Origin of the sequence: Nocardia sp. 2TAF39, from assembly GCF_052114905.1 — a bacterium.
Lineage (GTDB): Bacteria > Actinomycetota > Actinomycetes > Mycobacteriales > Mycobacteriaceae > Nocardia.
The window spans coordinates 292,955-311,189 of record NZ_JBFRFQ010000001.1; the positions used below are offsets into that span (position 1 = coordinate 292,955).

Here is an 18,235-nt window from a genome sequence, read left to right on the forward strand (position 1 = left end):
AGTTTCCGGTGTGCACGATCGTCTTTGCGCGAGCCCTCAGCCGAACCAGACGACCAGTCGAACGTTGTCATCCCCATGCTCGGCAGCAAGATCCCGCATCGCCGTCCAGAGTCGGGCCCAGTGCTCCTCGTCCGGAGGAGCGAGCATCCTCGCAGTCAAGACCACGGGCCGATACACCGCGCCGTCCAGACACACCTCACCACCCGGCGGCCACTCCGACGGGGGGCCGCCGGGCCAATCGTCGCCGAAGGTGTCGTACGCCGCGTCGAGCACGTCGCCCCAAGCCGCCTCTACAATGCCGTGCAGGACAGCGGTAACTCGAACAGCGACCTGGGCATATGCAGCTGGCGGGTACCGACTCGCGAAACTATCTGCGGTGGCGGCTTACCGCCAGATCCGGCGAACTTGGACCCCACAGGCCGTATCCGGCACGCCCCCAATCCCACTTCACTGACCAGGGATGTCTTCCGGCAATCCGTTTACCCCTGACGAGTGGACACCTACCTACCCTTGCTTGAGGTTTCGCAAAATGGGCTACGCGTGTGCGCAGAATCAGTAGAGCCGGACCCAGACTGACGCCTAGAATTTCTGGTGGCTCGACAGAGCGAGGAAGACACCTTCTGAGCAGCATCAAATAGCAACAGCAGAAAGGTGTTTCGACGTGAGTTCGAGCGACCACCCGAGAGATCGGGACAACGACGACGACTTGCGCCGCCAGATTCTGGCGCAGGGGTTGTCGGTGATCGCCGGGGCATTCGCAGTGCTTCAGCTGCTACTGCCGTTGGTGATTGCCCTTCAACCGGACGTCCTGAATCCTGGGATCCAGGACGGCGGCTGCCAGGCACTCGTGACATAGCTTCCTAGGGCGGCGTCACGAGAATCGGGCCCCGGCTACTCATGCAGATGGGTGGTCGGGGTCTTCCGCCTCCGATTATAGGAAAGAAAAGCGAAACTAAAGCGAATAACCGAGGCACTTCCACAGCGACGCCGGGTGATGCCGGGAGTGTGGAGGGCGCCCGCGCGGGGCGCACGGGATGCGTGTCAGTTGGCTCTGCTGGTGGTCGCTGCTTGTAGGCAGCGGACGCGGTCGCCGAGTTCGCGGACGGCGGGCTGACGCCGGAACGGGGTGAGGTCGCTGAGCAGGGTGGTGAGGTGGCCGACGACCCGGGTGGAGGTGACTTGGTCGGTGAGCAGGTCGACGGCGTGCCCGGCGAGGCTCAGGGCACGCTCGATGTCTGGTTCGGGTTTGCGGGTGTAGGTGGTGGCGAGCAGGGTGTAGCGCAGCGCGCCTTCGCGGGAGTCGTTGCCGGTCTGGCCCCGTAGTGCGGCACGCAGGTGGTGGCGGGCGGCGGTGTGTTCGCCGAGACGCAGGTAGCAGTATCCGGCTTGGCCGTGTGCGTGGGTTTCGTCCAGCCAGTAACTCCAGTCCGGCGACGCGGCAGCGGGGGCGTCGAGGTGGGTGAAGGCGGCGTCGATCGCACGACGGGTATCGCCCGCCGACCCGGCGACGGCGTAGGCTTCGGCGACCCGCAGGTTCAGGATCGCCGAAACCTGTCCGCTGGCACCGGGATACCCCGACAGCGCCGTGTCGGCCAGTAGCGCGGCTTCGTGGGGCTGGCCGATGTCTTTGGCCTGGCACGACATAAACCCGAGGATGTTCGCCGCGAGGCCTCGGTCTCCGGCGCTGTGGGCCGTGCGTAGAGCAGCTACCCAGTAACGCTGGGCGCGCGCATGCTGGCTGGTGTCGAAGCAAAGCCACCCGGCCAGGCGCAACAGTTCGGCGGCAGCGGTGTGTAGGCGACGGCCGGTGGTGTCGTCGTAGCTGGCGTGTCGAAGCAGATGCAGGACGTGGCGCAGGTGCGCGCGAACCATTTCCAGCAACGCGCCGCCGCCGAGTTGGTCGTCCATGCGGCGCAGGCTGGCGGTCATGGTGTCGATCTCATCGACCGTGCCCAGACCGATGCGGGTTCCAGCGACATGAGCGAGCTCGGTGACCTGCGTGGCGAGTAGCCACTGATGCGCGGGGACGGTGATCGCGGTACCCGTCAGGGTGAGGAAAAGCCGTCGCTGCATGGGATCAGCCTCGGTGACAGCCTCGATGGCGCGCAAGGCTCCTTCGGCGGTCCACGGTCCCTGCAGCCCTGAATCGGCCGGGAGCATCGGCCCGGTGGACGCGGCAGTCCAGCCGAGGTCGGTGGGGGTGATCGGGCGGGAGAGTTCGGCGGTGAACAGCGCCGCGACCAAGTCTGGCCAGGGCGCGCGGGGCAGGGCACCGCCCAGCCATTTGTAGGGGGTTTTCGGGTGGACACGGTCGCGACGGCCGTGCAGCACGGCGTGTTCGCCCAGTCGGCGTCGGCCCAAGCCAAGGTCGCCGGAGGCGCCGGTAAGGCACCCGTGGCGGCGCTCGCGCGCGGTAGGCTTCCCGCCTGCATCATCGACCGCGACAAACAACCGTTCACCCTGCCGATCACCGCGATGATGCAACCCGGCCAGCCGCTCTACGACATGGTCGCCGACGTGGTGCTACCCGCCGAACACAGCGGAAACCTGTTCAATGCGGTGGAAATGAAATCGCTGTTCGCACGACAGACCGCCCGACCCGCGAACCAGACCGCGGAGTTGCTGTGGTCGATTCTGATCCTGGAGCGATGGCTGGCAGTTCGGGGTCTGCAACTGTGAGAGGAGAGACAGCGCCGTGATGACAGATGGAAGCGGCGGCCGGTGACCGGAACCATCGACACGATCGAAAAGCTGGCACCGGTCGCGCTGATCTTCGGAGCAGGCGTCGTGTTCGCCCGCCGCAAGATCATCGACTCATCGACATCGAAAGCATTCTCCGAGTTCGCATTTCGATTCGCGATCCCCGCCTACCTGCTGGGCAGCCTCTACACCAGCAACCTGCGCCAAGTATTCAACATCACCGCGATCAGTGCCTACGCCGCGACGGCCGTGGCCGCCATGGCGGTCGTCGCGATCGTCGCGCAAGCGGTGACGGGGTCGAGCACCCGGGGAACCGCGCTGCGGATCATGAGTGCCTGCCAGGTGAACACCGCCTATTTCGCGATACCGGTGTTCATTCTGCTCTTCGGCGACGCCTCACCCATCTTCCCGGTGATCCTCCTGCAGGTCTGTGTGCTGACCGTGGTGGTGATCGCGATCATGGAATCCGCTGCCAGCCACAACGACCCCGGGGCGGCCACGCCGACCAAAGTGCGGCGCGGCGTGTGGGCGGCACTCACCACCCCGGTCGTACTCGCCTGCTACGCGGGCATCGCCGCCAACGCAGCGAACCTACCGGTGCCCGGCTGGACACTGGATGCATTGTCGATGGCCGGTGCAGCGGCATCACCCGTGGCGTTGTTCGCGCTGGGATTACATCTCGGCGGCACTGGCCTGCGGATACGGGGTACAACCAGCGATGAATACTGGCTGATCGGCTTCAAATGTGTGCTGTTCCCCCTGCTGGCCCTCGCAACAAGCCGGTACGTATTCGGCCTGACCGGCCAGTGGCTGAGCTACATCGTGCTCATCGCGGCCATGCCCGCCCCGCAGAATCTGTTCATCTTCGCTCAGCAATACGACACCGAAGTCGAACTCGCCGCCTCCGTGGTAGTCAAGACATCCATCGCGGCGCTGCTGTTGCTACCGATATGGGCGCTGGTCGCACGCTGATCAGCCTGCCGTAAAGGGTCCCCGTGTAGGCGCCGCGGGGTCTTGGCTGCGGCGATGCCCGCACGCTGACGCTCCAGGATCAGGGAGCGCTCGAACTCAGCGACGGCCCCCCGCCGGGGGCCATAAGGACTTCATTGCACCGGTGGTACACACGACCACCGCGCCCACGGTGCCGCCGGAACCGGTCCAGCCGACGGTGGCCGCGCCGCAGACGTGCTACCCATTCCAGGCGTCCTGCAACTGACCGCAGGGCGGCCCGCCTCGATCACGCTTGATAGCTTCTACGCCTGCCCGTCGCGGGCCGCGTCGAGTTCGGCGCGGGTGAAGGTCGTGCCGTGGGGCCAATCGGTCTGCAGCAGCTTCTCCAGTCCGAGGGGCCCGCCGCGTACCTGGTCGGCGGCGGGGGTGGTGATGTCGTCGAGCAGCCGCGTGATGAGCAGGGCGAGGGTGCTGGTGCCGCTGCCCGAATAGCCCCAGTTGATCCCGGGTGCATCCCGCCGCGGAGCCAAGTGCACGGTGCCGTCTGCCAGGCGGACCCATATCGGTGTGCCGACGGTCACCGCAGCCAGGGGACTGCTCGTCGGCAGCCGATGCGGCACGGCCGCCAGGAGATTCCCGGATGCCAGGCGGACCGCGGGCGCGTCGGTGGCCGGATCGGTCAGATAGCCGGTGATCGTGTACTCATCCCCGGAAATGAGGTGGCTGTAGAGGACTTCGAAGCCCGCATACGGGCTGGTCGGCCGCAGCCGGGAGGCCCACTCCGCGCCGAGCCCGGTCGTGGGGTCGATGTACTCGGCGGCGGTGTAGGGCAGCCAGACGCTGTACCGGGATTTGCGGACCTCGCTCACCGCCTGATGGGCGAGGGTGTCGGTGCGGGCGGCGATGCTCAGCCACCCGTCACGCCCCACGACCTCCTCGAGGTCGCCGGGTTCGGGGACCTGCATGCTGGTCGCGGCCAAATCCACCCACGGCGCCATGTTCGGATCACCGGTGATCATCTCGACCGTGTCCGCGGCGTCCCCGCTAGCGCGGTGCTCGGCGTATCGGGCAAGCGCGACCAGGACAGCGTGGGCGGTGTCCCCGGCGGGGATGATGGCCGCCAACCGCAGCAGCGGCGCCGGATCGAGTGCGTCGAACGCGGCCGCCACCCGGACCGGTGGGGCACCGGGCCGCCAGCGCCGCATCGCCGCACCGTCCCGCAACTCATACGGCCAGTATGGTGCTCGACCGCCCAGAACCAGCGCCAGCTCGGGCCAGACCGGCCCATCGGCATCGATCATGCGACCGGACTCGTCATACACCGACAGCGACGGACCACGGAACCCGAAATCGTGACGCACCTCGATCACCCTCGACACCTGGGGAGCGAGCTGCGCCGCGGCGGCAACCACCCCGCCGGAAGCGAGCGCCTCAACGGTCGGCCACACCACCCGCAGTACCACCCCGCGCACCGACCAGTCCTGCACCACCCCGTCCGAGATCTCCCGAGCTCGCTGATAGACCGCCACACCACGAGGCCAATACCGCAACGGCACGACCGCCGCCGCCGCCGGACGCTGCACGGCCAACCACTCCCACACCCGATCCGCCGACCACCGCGCCACCCCGGCACCGTCACGCTCGCTATCGGGAAACCCTGGTGCGCGAAGCCACCACCGATCCGCCCCGAACACCTCGCGCAACTGGCCCTCGCTCAGTTGGTCCATCTCCCACACAACGACCTCCCTACCGACTCGCCGAAGACATCCACACCGGCAGTTGACCTGGACTCAGGTGGTGGTGAGGCGGACCCAACCGCCCGCTACCTGGCCCTCGCTGATGGCGCCGGCGAACTCCTGCACGAGGTCCTTGATCTCGTGTGCCGGGTGGAAAGCGCTGCTCACTGCCAACGCTATGCCGTCGAGTTCTCGGATGCGGTCGGCGAGCTCGGGGTCGCAGGGGCTGGACCAGCCTGCACGGAGGTCGCCGAGCAGCACGGTGACCACGCCGGAGTCATCCAGGGTCGCGAGGGCGTTCGGGACGGTGTTGTCGACCCGCAGTATCTCTCCGCCGGCACCGAGCCCGTACTGGGCGTAGTAGTTGGTCGTGGCGACGCGCCATTGGCCGCCGTGATCGGCGAGGATGACCTGCTCCAGCCCAGGATTGACGAGCAGGAACGGCCGCCACACCTGCGCACCCGTGCTCTCGACGTAGGTGGGCAGCAGCACGGCGCGGGCGACGAAGTTGAGAAGGGCGGCGGCCGGGCCGGTCTGGTTGATGGGGTTGTCGTCCCAGCGCGCGGCCTGGCAGTCGGGGTGGTGCAGGGTCGCGGACGCGACGGCGTCTGCAGCCTTCACATGCACGGTAGGACGGACACCAGCCAGAGACCGCCCGCAGCTTTGGCACTCGTGTGGCCACAGGTTCCCGGCCAGTTCCTCCAACCCCGCAAGGCCAAGAGCTTGCTGGGTGGCATCGTCTACCACCAACGGATACGGTGCTGAACTCTCATCGCTTCTGCCCCATGCCATCTCGGCGTCCTCCCCACTATTTCGGTAACTCGTCGAGGACAGAATGCCGTGTGAAACCGACAGACCGCATCGACATCGGTGAATCTCAGGGAGAACGACAGGGGATGTGGTGTCGGTCCGGCATGTCACACTTGCGATGTAGCCGCCATGGCCAGAGGAGACTGATATGGCCGCCACCGACCAGGACCGGCCCACGGTGAGGCTGGTTGTGCACTGCCGCCGCTGTCACGGCTGGCTGCTGTCGCCGCAATCGGTCGCATCCGGGATCGGACCGACGTGCGCAATCCGCGAACGCGCCGAACTGCGCGCTGCGGCCGCGCGACGTCCGCAGGAGCTGACCCTGTTCGACATCGCTGCATGAGTTCCTCACGGATTCGGTTGTGCCGCAATTCGTTCGGACTGTCGGTATCGCGCGGATACTGACGTTCATGACGACGTATTGGAACAGCACGCCGCGGTGTGCTGGATGCGGGCAGCTCGACGACGATGCGAGCAGTGACCGGCACTGGTCGCGGCAACGGGTTCGGCTGTGTGGTCACTGCGCCGACCAACAACAGCGGTATCCGAACGACTCATCGGCGCTGCCGATTACCGCCTTCCTCGCCGACATCGCCGCGCTCGACGATGACGACGATTGGGTGCCCAGCTACTCCAGATCCGCACTGCAGAAGGTGCAGTCCGGTGCGACCACCCTCCCGCACCGCAGCCTCACCGAGCTGGCCCGGTTTGTCGCCGGCTTCCACGGCTGGCGTCTGCACGGAGACGAGCTGTGCACACCGGACGGCTTGATCATCGCCGACCAACTCGAGGTCGCCGCCGCCGCCATGGATGCCATGGACTGGTTCGCGCCGGACCGTTCCGGCATCTTCTGGCGCGTATTCACCGGCGGCCGCCCGTCCGAGACATGCACCTATCCCAACGCCTTCGCCCTCCGCCGCCAGATCGCGAAGAACTGAACCGCGCCGCGGGCGGATTGGGGCGGTTGTCAGCACTGGCGTCGGTAACAACCGCCCCACGACCACCGCTAGAGTGTCCAGTTTCCTGAACACTCTGGCTGAGGGGTTCTCTGGTCGTGGACTTGGTGGCGTGGCGGCGCAAAAGTCGGGTGCTGGCTCGGGTGACCCGGGCGGCGTGGCGGCTGGAGCAGGCCGAAAAGGAACGAGCGTGGGCGCTGGCGTCGGCAAAAACGGACGGCGCGTCGATCAGGGAGATCGCCACAGCGGCAGGGCTGTCGCCGTCGCGGGTCCATCAGCTCGTCACCGGCGCCGATCTCGACGCCCTCGATACCGCGCTCGGTGGTTTGCGTTCGGCGGGCTGGCCCGCGCCGGAGGATCCCGACGTCGATGACGGTGAGCTGGCGGGCCGTGCCGATATCGCTGGGCGTCTGGAGGACGAGGTGGAGTGGATCCGCCACTGCGCTGACTGGCTCGAGCACCTGGACCGCGAGACGTACCCGCCGAGGGTGAACCTGCGCCCGGAGTCGGACTGGCCCCGACGGTTCCACGTTGTCGCGGATGTTCCCCGCGTTGTGGCGATCTTGCGGCGTATCGCCTACGACGTCGGTGAACTGGCCCGATCCCGCCGCGTCGCCGACCTCGAGCAAGCCGCAGTTGCCGAGGATCCGCGCGCGGAGCGGCGCCGGCGGGTGGCTGAACCCGCCCTGGAATTCCTCGCGTTCTGCCGCCATCGCAAGATCCCGCACCAGTCCACCCCGCAGCTGGAACGGGCCTACGACGCCTGGAACACCGAACGCTACGAGCGAGGCGAGACCGACCAAAACTCGTGGGAGTCCTACAACCCCGTTCGCGAAGCCCGGAACCGTCCAGGAAGCTGGACACTCTAACGCCGTTCCTGGGGTGGTTGTTACCACCACCGATTCGGAGAGGAGTTATGTGATGTCGAAGCCCGACAGCAAGCGGCACGCAGGCGGCACGGCGATGACCGGCGCAGCGGCCGCACGGATCCAGTCCGCCGCGGCGAAGAACTCTCGAAGCTCCAGCGCGAAATCCGGTTTCGCACCGCGGGCACAGTCGGCGGCCGCCAAGAACAGCGGCGGCTCACGAAAGAAGTAGCAGCCGGATACAGCAGTGGGGGCCCGGAACCATCGTGGTTCCAGCCCCACCTGTTTCGGTTCAGAGTCGGCGCAGCTTCGCGACAATGTCCGGGTCGGCGAGCTGGTACACGATCCATCCGTAGGTGACCAGTGCACCGTTGAGCAGGCTGATCAGCTGGAGAGGTTCCATCCCGGCGACGAGGTCATCCAGCCGGGAGGGTCGACTGTTGAATTCGTCGTCGAGAATTTTCTTGGCCGCGGGCAGCTCGCTGTAGTCCACGGTCCCGACGACCTGTGCGCCGGCGAGCGGGTCCGCGTGCTCGATGTCGAATTCGCGGCCGTCGAACAGCCACGGGTGGCGGGCCGCGACGATCTCACGGGCGGTGGTGACGATATGGGAGACCACCATCGGCGCAAACCCGGCCTGCACGACCGCGTACCAGGTCTCCGGACTGGTGATGCTGTCGAGCCGGATCGCCTCGTGTGGCGCCATCTCGATGCGCTGCATGACCACCCTGGTCTTCTCGAACACCGCACCCAGATCCACCGCGACCCTGTCACCGTCCTGGATCCGGTCGACATCGTCGTAGGGGTCGATGAACCGCGCCACATCCTCGTCCAACTGGATGTCGTTGTCCTTGCGTCCCAACCAGTCTCGGAAACTCACACCAACCCCCTCGTGCTCGTAGTAACCCTGCCGGTCCGAGTATGTCCGGGCGGTCCGACAGGGGGTGCCGTTAACGATCGTGTCACCCGGTACATGAAGCCCTGTTCGGCCAGGTAGCCGCCGGGATTACTGTTCTTGTTCGGCCGCTGGCGTGAGGTAGCGGTGCAGTGAGGTCTTCGGGATGCCGGTCTTGCTCGTGATTTCGCCAAGGCTGTTTCCCTGTTCGCGGAGCAGTCGGGCGTAGTCGATTTTGTCGTCGGGCCAGGCGGCGGGTCGGCCGATGTGGCGGCCTTTGGATTCGGCGACGGCGCGGGCGTGGGCGGCGCGTTCAGCGGTGAAGGTGCGTTCCATCTCCGCGAACAGCGCGAGCAGCAGGAACGCGATGCGGGCCATGCCGTCGTCGGCGGTGTTGATCGGGATGGGGTCGGCGAGGGTGCGCACGCCGATTCCCTTCTCGCCAAGGTCGTGGACGAGGTTCAGCACTTCGCGCAGGTTCCGGCCGAGCCGGTCGAGGGTGTAGGCCACGACGGTGTCGCCGGGACGCGCGTATCCGAGCAGCTTGGTCAGGCCGGGCCGGTCGACGGTCGCGCCGGTCTTCTTGTCGACGTAGATCCGTTCGTCGGGCAGTCCCGTGTTGGCGAGGGCGTCGAGCTGGCGTTCGAGGCTCTGTTTGGTGGTCGAGACTCGGGCGTAGCCGAGTTCGAGTCCGCCGGGCGGGTGTGCTGGTGTGCTCGCCATTCCCGAAATGTACCGGAATTCGTCGGCGTACGGGCCTTTCGGAACACTTTCGGTGGAACGACTTCCGGAACGAATGCCGTTGCGGTTCACCCTGGTCGCCGAGCGCCGGCGGCAACTTGATCGGCGTGGCATCGGTCGTTCCACTTCCAAGGAAATGGAACAGTTTGCTGGCGGGTGCACCCCCATCGGATTGGGCCTACTTTGCGGCTGGGTCACCTGGGCGTTCGAGCAGGCCCTACCCCAAATGACACTGCGTCAGGTCGGTGAAACGAATCGCGACACACGGTCTATGCGGACTTGCGGTCGCTGTCGCGTGCATGCCCGGCGGCGCGGAGGGCGGTGAGGGCGGTGGTGAGCGTTTGAATGGTCTGGTTGTCGAGTACCGCGCCGATGCGCTGTTCGAGTTCGCGGTCGAAGACGGTCGTGGCCTGGTCGAGGGCCTGTTGCCCAGACGGGGTGAGTTCGACGAGGGAGGAACGGCGGTCGTTGGGGTTGGCGCGGCGTGCGCAAAAGCTGGCGGCCTCGATGCGGTCGACGGCTTTGCTGGCGCCGCCGACCGTGATGGCGAACTCCGCGGCGATGTCCTGGACGCGGCTGCAGCCGTGTCCGGCCAGGAATCGCAGGATCTCGAACCAGGTCAATTGGAGATCGCATTCGGCGCGCAGGGCGGCGTCGATGGCGTTCCACAGTTCGATCTCGTAGCGGATCAGGTTGTCGTACAGCGACTTCAGGTCGGTGATCATCACTATTTCCGTTGGTCTGTGGTTGGGGTGCTCGTGGTGGATGCCGGCGCGTGGCGGGCAGCAACCCACCGCGAGCAGGGTCAATCGGCGACGCCGTCGAATGAAACGACCGTGTCGATGCGGCCGTAAATGTTGATGATCCCGGGGCCGCCGTTGCGGGCGGCGTATTCCTCGGCGCGATCTTCGCCCATGTAACGGGTGCCCAGACGCCCAGCCCAATACCGCACGTCGTCGGGGTCTTCGGAAATCGCGACCCGGCCCCGTAGGGGCCGGTCGTCGTCCACCAACAGGGTGAAGCGGGGATCGCGGACGAGGTTTCGGCCCTTGACCGAGGTCTTGCCGGTCTGGAAGACGAGATCGTTGCCGTCGAGAGCGAACCACAGCGGGGCGATGCGCGGGTCGCCGTCGGCGGCGACGGTCGCGAGTGTGCCGGTGCGAGTTCCGTGGGAGATGAAGGCGCGCCACTGTTCCTCGGTCATGGTCGGCATGCGAACCATCCTTATCCGCTTCGGCAAGTGTTCGAGAGGATGCGCCCTGGCCGGTAGGTGGTGGGCGTGGCGGGTTCAGCGGCCCCAGAAGGCGTCTTCGGCGGCCGGGTCGGCGGAGAACAGCCACATCTCGGCGATTTTGCCATCGGTGATGCGCAGCAGGTCCACCCCATCCATGGCCATGGACAGGTCATCGCGTCGGCCGGAGAAGTGGATGGTGGCTGCGACCTGGTCGCCGTTGCCCATGAGGGTGTGGACGGTGTCGATGGCGAAGCTGCCGGCGCTGGCCTGCATCATGGCGCCGAGCATCGCGAACACCGCGTCGCGGCCCTTGTGGTCGCCGGAGAACTGGTTGGCGCCGGGCTGGTGCCAGACGATGTCGTGGGCCAGCAGGTCGGCGAGGGTCGCCATGTCACCGGTCCGCACGGCCTGGAAGTAGGTGCGGGCGATGTCGATATTGGTGTCGCTCATGTGATTTCACTCCTTGCGGTCCTCAACTGGTGAGGTACGGGTGATGATTCGGCCGCGGTGGGCGGCCTTTCTCGTCTCAGGGAATGCGACCCTCGTGGGCTGCGAGTGCAACCATAGCAAACTACATTCCATGGAAGCAACTTCCATGTTTGTGTATTGCGGATCTCGGCAGCGCCCGATCTATCGCACGACGTTCGTATGCGGTGAGGTGGCGTGGCGGGTCCGGTGGCGGTGCCGCTCGACGGCGTCGGCGTTGCCGCAGCGTGCCGAGCAGTAGGTGCGGCGACCGTTACGGCTGGTGTCGACGAACACGCGTGGGCATCCCGCCCTCGTGCAGGCGGCGAGCCGACGACCTTCGGCTTCGACGGTGAAAATGGCAAGGCTTCCGGAGGTAACGGCCATGACACGGCCGACCACGTCGTCCTCGTCGGGGGTGAAATGCAGATGCGGGCGCAGCGCGTCGTGCGTGGTCAGGTAGACACCAGCGGCGCCGTCGACGAGCAAGGCGTTGACGGCGTGGCAGCGAGTCTCGGCGTCGGGGGCGGCGAAAACCGAACGTAGCCGCGCCGTCCAGCGGCGCAGCGCGGTGACCGCGGCCGGTGAGAGTTCGGGTCGGCGGATCTCATGGTGCCGCAGCACCGCCTCCACGCCTTCGAGGGACCAGTCCTGCCCGGTATGCAGGTTGACCAGGTCGGCGGCCAGGAAGACACCCGTCATATTGTCATGGTTGAACTGCACCGACCCATTACAGCAAGGTTTGCTGTGTGCATGCTGTTGCCACCGCGATCGTTCCCGTCGTCCTTGTTCTCGTTCTCGGCGCCTTCCTGCGCCGACAGGCGGTGACCGACCCCGGGTTCTGGCGCGGCTTGGAATGGATGAGCTACTGGGTCTTCACCCCGGCGCTGTTCGTCGGCTCTATCGCCCGCACCGACCTGCGATCGGTCTCCCTCGGGCTGCTCTCCTTCGGGCTCGCCGTCCCGATCCTCGGCACCGGACTGCTGGCGATCGCGCTGCGACGGGTGCTGCGCGCCGACGGCCCGCAACTGACGTCGCTGGTGCAAGGCAGCATCCGCATCAATACCTACATTGGCCTGGTCTTCACCTCCGCCCTGCATGGCGCCGAAGGCGTGGCCACGTTCGCGATCGCCGCCGCCGTGGTGGTCCCGCTGGTCAACGTCATCTCGGTGACCACGCTGACGATCTACGGCGACGAGGACTCCCCCGCGCACCGGGCCGGGCCGTGGCGGGAACTATTCGCCAACCCGCTTATCCTGGGCTGCAGCATCGGCTTGGCACTCAACCTGCTCGGCGCCGGGCTCCCGGACGCGGCCGCCGCGCCGATCGAACTGCTCGCCTCGCCCGCACTTATGTGCGGAACCCTCGCCGCTGGCGCGGCCATCACCCTGCGACTGCGACTGCGCGACGTCCTCGACATCGGCACCGCATCCCTGCTGAAATTGGTGGCGCTGCCGCTCTCAGCGGGTGCGCTCGCGCACGCACTCGGCGTCACCGGCGCCGCGCTGGCCAGCATCGTCATCATCTGCGCGCTGCCGACCGCGCCCTCGGCCTACGTCCTCGCCGCCCGCATGGGGGGCGACTCCCGGCTCATGGCCTCCATCACCGGTGTGCAGACCATCCTGGCCGCCGCCACCCTGCCCGCCGTTCTGGCCTTCGCCGGAGTCATGTAGCCCGCACGCATGTATCTCACAACATCGAAGCCGCGCGCTGCTGGGGATTCGCGACCGGGCGGTGTCCGACGATCAAAGCCGCACTCGAACCCCATCGTGGCGGAGCTGCTGGACAAACACGGTCTGCGGCTGCATTTCGAAGTCGTCCACCATGACGACAACGACGCCCTGCGGTAGAGGCTCGCGCCCTCGGCATGACCGTGTCCGCGCCGCCCGGCGGGGGCGCACGTCAGGCGGCGCCGTCGGCCCCGGGATCCGGTACCGCCATGGCCCAGGTCCCCATGGCGTCCAAGACGTCGCGCAGCCCCTCGCCCAGAGGAGTCAGCGCGTACTCGACGCGCGGCGGGATCTGCGCGTAGATGGTGCGGGTGACGATGCAGTGCGCCTCGAACTGGCGAAGCCGACTGGTCAGGGTGTGCGGACTGATGCCGGGCAGCGCGTCGCGCAGCTCGGTGAAGCGGTGCGGGCCGCGCAGGAGCTCACGCACGATCAGGGTGGCCCAGGGGCCGTTGAGCAGCGTGAGGAACCGGGCGACACCGCACTCGGGCAGACAGGGATCGGGCATCTTTTGAGCGTATCCCATTAGTGCACTTGATGTAACTGGTGCATGATATGCACTAATAGAGGCATGACCTACGTGATTCATGGCGCCACCGGCGCCCAGGGTGCCCCTGTCGTCGCCGCTCTCGCCGCTGCGGGAAAGTCGGTGACCGCGGTGACCCGCAACCAGGACGCCGTCGTGGACGGCGCGCGCGTCGTATCCGCCGCCTACTCCTCCGCCGCCGACCTGACCGACGCCTACCGAGGTGCCGCAGGAGTCTTCGTCCACTTGCCGGTGGCCTCGGAAGACGACCGCCGACTGTTCGCAGGCAACATCCTTACCGCTGTCCGCGCGGCCCGCCCGGACCGCGTCTTGTTCTCCACCAGCGGCTTCCCGATCGATCCCGCCATCAGCGGTGCCGCCGAGACCTTGGCCGCCGGCCTGGCCGAGGCCGGTGTGTCCTACGCGGTGGTCGCGCCCGAGCTATACCTGGAGAACCTGCTCATGCCGTACGTGATCGACTCGGTCCGCGAGCGCGGTGTACTGCCCTACCCGATCCGAGCCGACTTTCCCGTCTCCTGGGCCTCCCACCTGGACATCGCCGACGCGGTCGTCGCCCTGTTCGACCGCACCGACGTCACCGGTGTGGTCTCGGTCGGACAGTACCCGGCAATCACCGGACCTGACCTGGCCGAGGCATTCGGCGCCCGGCTCGGACGAGACGTGGTCTTCGAGCAGATCACTTCCGAGCAGATGCGCACCTTCATCGCGCCCCTGATCGGGGAGGGCCCGGCCGCTGATATCGCAGGGGCCTATCAGGCGATGAGTGCCATGCCCGGCCGCTCGATCACACCGCAGACCTCCGCCCAGAAACTGCTGGGCGTCACCCCCCGGACCACAAGCCAGTGGCTGGCCGACGTCGGCCTCTGACCGCAACCGCTCTCGGCGTCGACCGAGTAGGCAGGGCTTGGCAAGCCGTACTCGATGGACGGTCTGCCAAACCCTCGAGTACAGCCCGACCACCACGCCAAGACCCGCCCCGGCGTCCTCCCGTCAGGCCCCCCGGGGCGGTCACCGGGACCACTCGTCCGATTCCGGGCCGTCTCGTGGAGGTCGAACGGCCGATGGAGTCGGGCTGATCAGCCGCCGCCGAGCGTGAGCCTGTTGCTCATGTTGAGCTTGACCTCCCCGTAAGGCAGGACGTGTTCCCAGAACAGTGGTGTCACCCCGCGCTTGTCGGCGGCGGTGACGAGGACCTCGCCGGTGTCGGGGTCCTCGATGAGGTCTTGGATCATCAGGGTGTTGACGTAGACCAGCGACGCCTGGACGATTCTCAGGCACTGCACGCTCAGCTCCTGCTCGTCGGCCCGGTTGGACGACAGTTCGCCGGTCTTGCCGTAGTAGATGACGCTGTTGGCCCGGTTCCAGGACTCGATGACGTTGAGCCCTTCCTCGATCTCCCGCTGAAGTTCTCGACTGCGCAGGTACCGGCATAGAAAGATCGTCTTCTGGGCGCGGCCCAGCTCGATCATCGCCTGGTAGGTGGGGTGGGTGGCGTTGGCCTTCATGAACCGTCGCAGGATCGCCTCTGTCGACGCGGTGCCGGTGCGGATCGCGGTCGCGTACTTCACCATCTGGTCGTATTGCTCGGCGATCAACTCCCACCGGATCGGGCGCGTCATCGCCGGTCCGAGACTAGGCCGCAGCCCGGACTCGCCGGCCGCGGGCCGCGGGCCGCGGGCCGGTACAGCTTGCACTTGTTGATCCGCTTGATCCGCGGCAGCAGGTCGAAGCCCAGCAGTTTTGTGATTCCGAACCCGATTTCGGACTGGCCGTGACTGTCCACATAGTTGGCTTCGACCTTCATCTCGGTTCCGTGGCGGACCGCGCCCTCGACCATCGCGTGGACCTCCGACGCGGAGCAGTTGATCCGCTGTGAGTGGATCACCACCGAGCCCTTCTCCACCGACCAGTAGATCAGCACGCCGCGCCCGCCGTAGCGGGAGTGCCACTCGGTGAAGATGTTCTGGTCCCACGACCGGAAATGCGTCGAGTCACTGGCCACGGCGGTGGAGCCCTCGCCCCACACACTCGCGCGGCGCACCCGGAAGGTCGCGTTGGCGATCTCGATGGCGATCTGGTGCGCCGCCTCCGGCGTCAGGTACCGACGGCGCACGTAGCGGATGTCCTCCTCGCTGTGGCCGTGGTCGCCACCGGCGACCGACCGGATACCGGTGTTGGTGCCATAGGCGTAGAGCCCCAGAAGAAGCCGTTCGGCAAGAACGTCTTCGGGCATGACGCCCCGGTCCGCGACCGAGGTGACCGATTTCAGGCACCCAGTACGCAGCACCGTCTCCTTGACGATATCGATCAACGGCACCTGCCCCCACCGGGTGCGGATCGCCCTCTTCATCTTGCGCAGGTTCGTCGGCTCGGGCTGCTTGGGCACCGGCGTCAGCTTGATCGCCCCAGATTTCCGTTCCTTGATCTCGAGCCACTCGCACTTGGGCAACGCGGCGTGCAGCCCCTCGAGTTCGGCGCGCATCTCGGCCTGCATCGCCGCGATGAACTCCGACCCGTCCAACGGTTTGCGCAGCGCCTCGTAATGCTCGACGCGGCGCTCCTCGAAATCGGCGGGCAGATCCTCGGCCGGGTTGCGCCATTTGTCCGCACCGACCACCCAGATCTCCTTGCACCGCAACTGATCCCGCAGCCCCTGGAACGTGCACACCTCGTACACCATCCGCACCACACGCTGTTTTCCGTGCTTGTCGGTCTGATACACAAGCTCACGCCAATCCGCGCTCACCCCACGATGAGCCGGGATCGTCTCCTCGACCGGGTAATAGCGCAAAGCGCCCGAGGCATGGCGGCCGATCAGCTTCAGCGCGTCGAGCACCGGCCGATGGGCGGTGTTGTTGGAACAGAACTCCAACACGGAAAGCAGCTTGATCAGCCCAGCCTGGTAGTGATTGGTGTAGGAGCCCTTCAACGTCGCCTTCACCGTCCGCTGATACGTCGGCCCCGAAGTCTTGAACTCGGCCACCAGGTCACGCAGCACCCGTTGCGGCGCGACCTGGAACACGGTGTCGCGCACCAGCTTGTCACCGGCGTCGACCGTGGCCTCGGCCACCTTGAACAGCAGGTTCTCCTTGCCGGTGACCCGCTTGAACTCCTTGATCAGCTGATTGGTCACACGAACCTCGGCGCGGGCGTTGATGCGATGCACCGTCGCAATCAACAGTTCCACCAGCGTGTCGGTCAGCTCCCGCGCCTGGCAATGCAGCAATGCCGCCAACAGCGTCAACACGACCTCCGGGGCGTGCCGGCGCAAGTGGCTCGGCGACTCCACCGACGCACGGCCGCGCCAGGCCGCGACAATCTTCGGCGAGACATCGGCGAACACGTCAACAGGCAGCCCGACCGCCCGCACCGCTTCCAGCTTCGCTATCTCCGACAGCATCGTATTCAAACTGACCGTGCCCGGATCAGAGCGGATCGCGGCGAACACCGCCGAACCATCTTCTTCGGCCTCCGCGTCGCCGATCAACGCGAACATCCGGTCGGCCACCTCGCGGGTCAGCCGGGAACTGACCCGCTCGAACAGCAGCTCCTCACCGAGACTCAGCGCCGAGCGGACGATCCGGTACACCCGGCCACCGGTCGGCGGCTCGATCTTCTCCGCCCGGCATCGGGCCAACAAATGGTCGCGAACCGCATCGACGCCCCGCTGAGCCTGCGTGATGTTGTCCACCAACCACCCTGTCAGCGCGTCGGCGTCGGCGACGCTGCACTCACGAAAGCCCAGCGCCTGGCGGATCTGGGCTCGATGAGCCTTACTCGTGCGCCCTGTGAAGTCGTAGAACGCGATCTCGGTCCGATCAACTCCGACCTGCCGGGCCACGTACTCGACCGCATCGTCATGGATCTCCGACCGCCCGCGCGGGAACCGACCCTTCTCGGTATAGAACCGCAGCATCAGCGCAAACCCGATCTTCGCTGCACCCCGCTTGGTGGCAACCAGCTCCGGCTCCTTGCCGATCAACGTCCACCGGTCGATCAACTCATCCTGGTCGAGCTCCCTCATCACGCGCGAAAACTACACCGCGCCAACCTCCCTCGAACTGGGTTTCGGGAACGTTCATGTACCAGGTGACACGATCGTTAACGGCACCCCGACTATCTGGCCTCGCAGGAACTCCGCCGGGAGATCAACTCCGGATTGCAGGTGGTGGAGAACTGGAACTCCGCCAACACGGTCCTGTTCTACGGCAAGGACTCCCAGCTCACCGGCGCCGACCGTGAACACGCCGAGGTGTCGATGCTGGCGCTACACCTGCTGCAATCGGCGATGGTCCACATCAACACCCTTCTGCTGCAAGCAGTTCTGGAGGAATCCGAATTCCGCGAGCTGATCGGAGAGAACGAGCGCCGCGCGTTGACACCGCTGTTCTGGTCGAACATCAACCCCTACGGCCGATTCCGGCTCGACATGGACACGCGATTGGACCTGACGGGTCACCGCGTCTCGGCCTGATCGGTGGATCGGGCCGGTTGTCGGCCGTGTTGGTCCGGTCGATGGGTTCTGTTCTCGTCCCTGGGCCGAGGCGCTGAGCCGCCGGCAGGCGCGCACAGGTCCTACGCCGCCGGTGATGTCCGGGTTCGGG

General features: G+C 66.5%; 23 protein-coding genes and 1 pseudogene. 10 read left to right on the forward strand and 14 right to left on the reverse strand.

Going from position 1 to position 18,235, the window contains the following annotated elements:
* Window positions 1-36: 36 nt before the first annotated feature.
* Window positions 37-273, reverse strand: a complete 237-nt coding sequence (locus AB4Z47_RS01215) for a hypothetical protein (RefSeq protein WP_441947269.1) — start codon at window positions 271-273, stop codon at window positions 37-39.
* A 388-nt stretch (window positions 274-661) separates the two neighbouring features.
* On the opposite strand from AB4Z47_RS01215, the gene AB4Z47_RS01220 reads away from it, so the two are divergent.
* Window positions 662-856 carry a hypothetical protein gene (locus AB4Z47_RS01220; RefSeq protein WP_441947270.1) on the forward strand — a complete coding sequence of 65 codons (195 nt, stop codon included), beginning with the start codon at window positions 662-664 and terminating at the stop codon, window positions 854-856.
* Window positions 857-1,041: 185 nt separating this feature from the next.
* Here AB4Z47_RS01220 and AB4Z47_RS01225 read toward each other — a convergent pair whose 3' ends face one another.
* Window positions 1,042-2,244, reverse strand: a complete 1,203-nt coding sequence (locus AB4Z47_RS01225; RefSeq protein WP_441947271.1) for a hypothetical protein — start codon at window positions 2,242-2,244, stop codon at window positions 1,042-1,044.
* A 57-nt stretch (window positions 2,245-2,301) separates the two neighbouring features.
* Between AB4Z47_RS01225 and AB4Z47_RS01230 the strand changes: the two genes are divergently transcribed.
* Both AB4Z47_RS01230 and AB4Z47_RS01235 read left to right on the forward strand, forming a co-directional pair.
* Window positions 2,302-2,679 carry an asparagine synthase-related protein gene (locus AB4Z47_RS01230; RefSeq protein ID WP_441947272.1) on the forward strand — a complete coding sequence of 126 codons (378 nt, stop codon included), beginning with the start codon at window positions 2,302-2,304 and terminating at the stop codon, window positions 2,677-2,679.
* 42 nt (window positions 2,680-2,721) lie between these two features.
* Window positions 2,722-3,672 carry an AEC family transporter gene (locus AB4Z47_RS01235; RefSeq protein ID WP_441947273.1) on the forward strand — a complete coding sequence of 317 codons (951 nt, stop codon included), beginning with the start codon at window positions 2,722-2,724 and terminating at the stop codon, window positions 3,670-3,672.
* 40 nt (window positions 3,673-3,712) lie between these two features.
* Here the strand turns inward: AB4Z47_RS01235 and AB4Z47_RS01240 are convergent.
* From AB4Z47_RS01240 to AB4Z47_RS01250, 3 genes and pseudogenes are all read right to left on the reverse strand, one after another.
* Window positions 3,713-3,782, reverse strand: a pseudogene (locus tag AB4Z47_RS01240) (recombinase family protein); the annotation flags it as partial.
* 171 nt (window positions 3,783-3,953) lie between these two features.
* Window positions 3,954-5,387 carry a hypothetical protein gene (locus tag AB4Z47_RS01245; RefSeq protein WP_441947274.1) on the reverse strand — a complete coding sequence of 478 codons (1,434 nt, stop codon included), beginning with the start codon at window positions 5,385-5,387 and terminating at the stop codon, window positions 3,954-3,956.
* 54 nt (window positions 5,388-5,441) lie between these two features.
* On the reverse strand, window positions 5,442-6,014 hold the full coding sequence (locus AB4Z47_RS01250; RefSeq protein ID WP_441947275.1) for a hypothetical protein: 573 nt from the start codon (window positions 6,012-6,014) through the stop codon (window positions 5,442-5,444).
* A gap of 331 nt (window positions 6,015-6,345) precedes the next feature.
* On the opposite strand from AB4Z47_RS01250, the gene AB4Z47_RS01255 reads away from it, so the two are divergent.
* The 4 genes from AB4Z47_RS01255 to AB4Z47_RS01270 all read left to right on the forward strand — a co-directional run bounded on the left by AB4Z47_RS01255 (window position 6,346) and on the right by AB4Z47_RS01270 (window position 8,251).
* Complete coding sequence (locus AB4Z47_RS01255) at window positions 6,346-6,540, forward strand: DUF6011 domain-containing protein (RefSeq protein WP_441947276.1); 195 nt, start codon at window positions 6,346-6,348, stop codon at window positions 6,538-6,540.
* 67 nt (window positions 6,541-6,607) lie between these two features.
* Complete coding sequence (locus tag AB4Z47_RS01260) at window positions 6,608-7,135, forward strand: hypothetical protein (protein WP_441947277.1); 528 nt, start codon at window positions 6,608-6,610, stop codon at window positions 7,133-7,135.
* A gap of 116 nt (window positions 7,136-7,251) precedes the next feature.
* The gene (locus AB4Z47_RS01265) at window positions 7,252-8,022 is read left to right on the forward strand and encodes a hypothetical protein (protein ID WP_441947278.1); all 771 of its coding nucleotides are present in this window, start codon (window positions 7,252-7,254) and stop codon (window positions 8,020-8,022) included.
* A gap of 52 nt (window positions 8,023-8,074) precedes the next feature.
* Window positions 8,075-8,251, forward strand: a complete 177-nt coding sequence (locus tag AB4Z47_RS01270) for a hypothetical protein (RefSeq protein WP_441947279.1) — start codon at window positions 8,075-8,077, stop codon at window positions 8,249-8,251.
* Window positions 8,252-8,311: 60 nt separating this feature from the next.
* Here AB4Z47_RS01270 and AB4Z47_RS01275 read toward each other — a convergent pair whose 3' ends face one another.
* The 6 genes from AB4Z47_RS01275 to AB4Z47_RS01300 form a co-directional block, all read right to left on the reverse strand.
* Window positions 8,312-8,899 (reverse strand): hypothetical protein, encoded by a 588-nt coding sequence (locus AB4Z47_RS01275; RefSeq protein ID WP_441947280.1) that lies wholly within the window; start codon window positions 8,897-8,899, stop codon window positions 8,312-8,314.
* 126 nt (window positions 8,900-9,025) lie between these two features.
* On the reverse strand, window positions 9,026-9,637 hold the full coding sequence (locus AB4Z47_RS01280) for a recombinase family protein (RefSeq protein WP_441947281.1): 612 nt from the start codon (window positions 9,635-9,637) through the stop codon (window positions 9,026-9,028).
* Between the two features lie 287 nt (window positions 9,638-9,924).
* Complete coding sequence (locus AB4Z47_RS01285; protein WP_441947282.1) at window positions 9,925-10,380, reverse strand: MarR family winged helix-turn-helix transcriptional regulator; 456 nt, start codon at window positions 10,378-10,380, stop codon at window positions 9,925-9,927.
* Window positions 10,381-10,460: 80 nt separating this feature from the next.
* Window positions 10,461-10,868 (reverse strand): PPOX class F420-dependent oxidoreductase, encoded by a 408-nt coding sequence (locus AB4Z47_RS01290; protein ID WP_441947283.1) that lies wholly within the window; start codon window positions 10,866-10,868, stop codon window positions 10,461-10,463.
* A gap of 75 nt (window positions 10,869-10,943) precedes the next feature.
* Window positions 10,944-11,339: a nuclear transport factor 2 family protein gene (locus AB4Z47_RS01295; protein ID WP_441947284.1), complete on the reverse strand. Its 396-nt coding sequence runs from the start codon at window positions 11,337-11,339 to the stop codon at window positions 10,944-10,946.
* 180 nt (window positions 11,340-11,519) lie between these two features.
* Complete coding sequence (locus AB4Z47_RS01300) at window positions 11,520-12,077, reverse strand: CGNR zinc finger domain-containing protein (protein WP_441947285.1); 558 nt, start codon at window positions 12,075-12,077, stop codon at window positions 11,520-11,522.
* Between the two features lie 26 nt (window positions 12,078-12,103).
* Here AB4Z47_RS01300 and AB4Z47_RS01305 point away from each other — a divergent pair, with 26 nt between their 5' ends.
* Window positions 12,104-13,027, forward strand: a complete 924-nt coding sequence (locus AB4Z47_RS01305; RefSeq protein WP_441947286.1) for an AEC family transporter — start codon at window positions 12,104-12,106, stop codon at window positions 13,025-13,027.
* A gap of 229 nt (window positions 13,028-13,256) precedes the next feature.
* On the opposite strand, the gene AB4Z47_RS01310 is transcribed toward AB4Z47_RS01305, so the two are convergent.
* Window positions 13,257-13,592 carry a winged helix-turn-helix transcriptional regulator gene (locus tag AB4Z47_RS01310; protein ID WP_441947287.1) on the reverse strand — a complete coding sequence of 112 codons (336 nt, stop codon included), beginning with the start codon at window positions 13,590-13,592 and terminating at the stop codon, window positions 13,257-13,259.
* Window positions 13,593-13,655: 63 nt separating this feature from the next.
* Here AB4Z47_RS01310 and AB4Z47_RS01315 point away from each other — a divergent pair, with 63 nt between their 5' ends.
* On the forward strand, window positions 13,656-14,498 hold the full coding sequence (locus AB4Z47_RS01315; RefSeq protein WP_441947288.1) for an NmrA family NAD(P)-binding protein: 843 nt from the start codon (window positions 13,656-13,658) through the stop codon (window positions 14,496-14,498).
* A 209-nt stretch (window positions 14,499-14,707) separates the two neighbouring features.
* Here the strand turns inward: AB4Z47_RS01315 and AB4Z47_RS01320 are convergent, their stop codons facing one another.
* Together AB4Z47_RS01320 and AB4Z47_RS01325 are read right to left on the reverse strand one after the other, a co-directional pair.
* On the reverse strand, window positions 14,708-15,250 hold the full coding sequence (locus tag AB4Z47_RS01320) for a Tn3 family transposase (RefSeq protein ID WP_441947289.1): 543 nt from the start codon (window positions 15,248-15,250) through the stop codon (window positions 14,708-14,710).
* Window positions 15,247-17,655 (reverse strand): Tn3 family transposase, encoded by a 2,409-nt coding sequence (locus AB4Z47_RS01325; RefSeq protein WP_441947336.1) that lies wholly within the window; start codon window positions 17,653-17,655, stop codon window positions 15,247-15,249. The genes AB4Z47_RS01320 and AB4Z47_RS01325 overlap by 4 nt, the downstream gene beginning before the upstream one ends.
* Before the next feature lie 96 nt (window positions 17,656-17,751).
* Here AB4Z47_RS01325 and AB4Z47_RS01330 point away from each other — a divergent pair, with 96 nt between their 5' ends.
* Window positions 17,752-18,105 carry a Tn3 family transposase gene (locus AB4Z47_RS01330; RefSeq protein ID WP_441947337.1) on the forward strand — a complete coding sequence of 118 codons (354 nt, stop codon included), beginning with the start codon at window positions 17,752-17,754 and terminating at the stop codon, window positions 18,103-18,105.
* Window positions 18,106-18,235: the final 130 nt, after the last annotated feature.

Coding starts and splice junctions, on each gene's coding strand:
- AB4Z47_RS01255 (WP_441947276.1), top strand. CDS start 6,346: ATGGCCGCCACCGACCAGGACCGGCCCACGGTGAGGCTGGTTGTGCAC.
- AB4Z47_RS01260 (WP_441947277.1), top strand. CDS start 6,608: ATGACGACGTATTGGAACAGCACGCCGCGGTGTGCTGGATGCGGGCAG.
- AB4Z47_RS01270 (WP_441947279.1), top strand. CDS start 8,075: ATGTCGAAGCCCGACAGCAAGCGGCACGCAGGCGGCACGGCGATGACC.
- AB4Z47_RS01280 (WP_441947281.1), bottom strand. CDS start 9,637: ATGGCGAGCACACCAGCACACCCGCCCGGCGGACTCGAACTCGGCTAC.
- AB4Z47_RS01285 (WP_441947282.1), bottom strand. CDS start 10,380: ATGATCACCGACCTGAAGTCGCTGTACGACAACCTGATCCGCTACGAG.
- AB4Z47_RS01290 (WP_441947283.1), bottom strand. CDS start 10,868: ATGCCGACCATGACCGAGGAACAGTGGCGCGCCTTCATCTCCCACGGA.
- AB4Z47_RS01295 (WP_441947284.1), bottom strand. CDS start 11,339: ATGAGCGACACCAATATCGACATCGCCCGCACCTACTTCCAGGCCGTG.
- AB4Z47_RS01310 (WP_441947287.1), bottom strand. CDS start 13,592: ATGCCCGATCCCTGTCTGCCCGAGTGCGGTGTCGCCCGGTTCCTCACG.
- AB4Z47_RS01315 (WP_441947288.1), top strand. CDS start 13,656: ATGACCTACGTGATTCATGGCGCCACCGGCGCCCAGGGTGCCCCTGTC.
- AB4Z47_RS01320 (WP_441947289.1), bottom strand. CDS start 15,250: ATGACGCGCCCGATCCGGTGGGAGTTGATCGCCGAGCAATACGACCAG.
- AB4Z47_RS01325 (WP_441947336.1), bottom strand. CDS start 17,655: ATGAGGGAGCTCGACCAGGATGAGTTGATCGACCGGTGGACGTTGATC.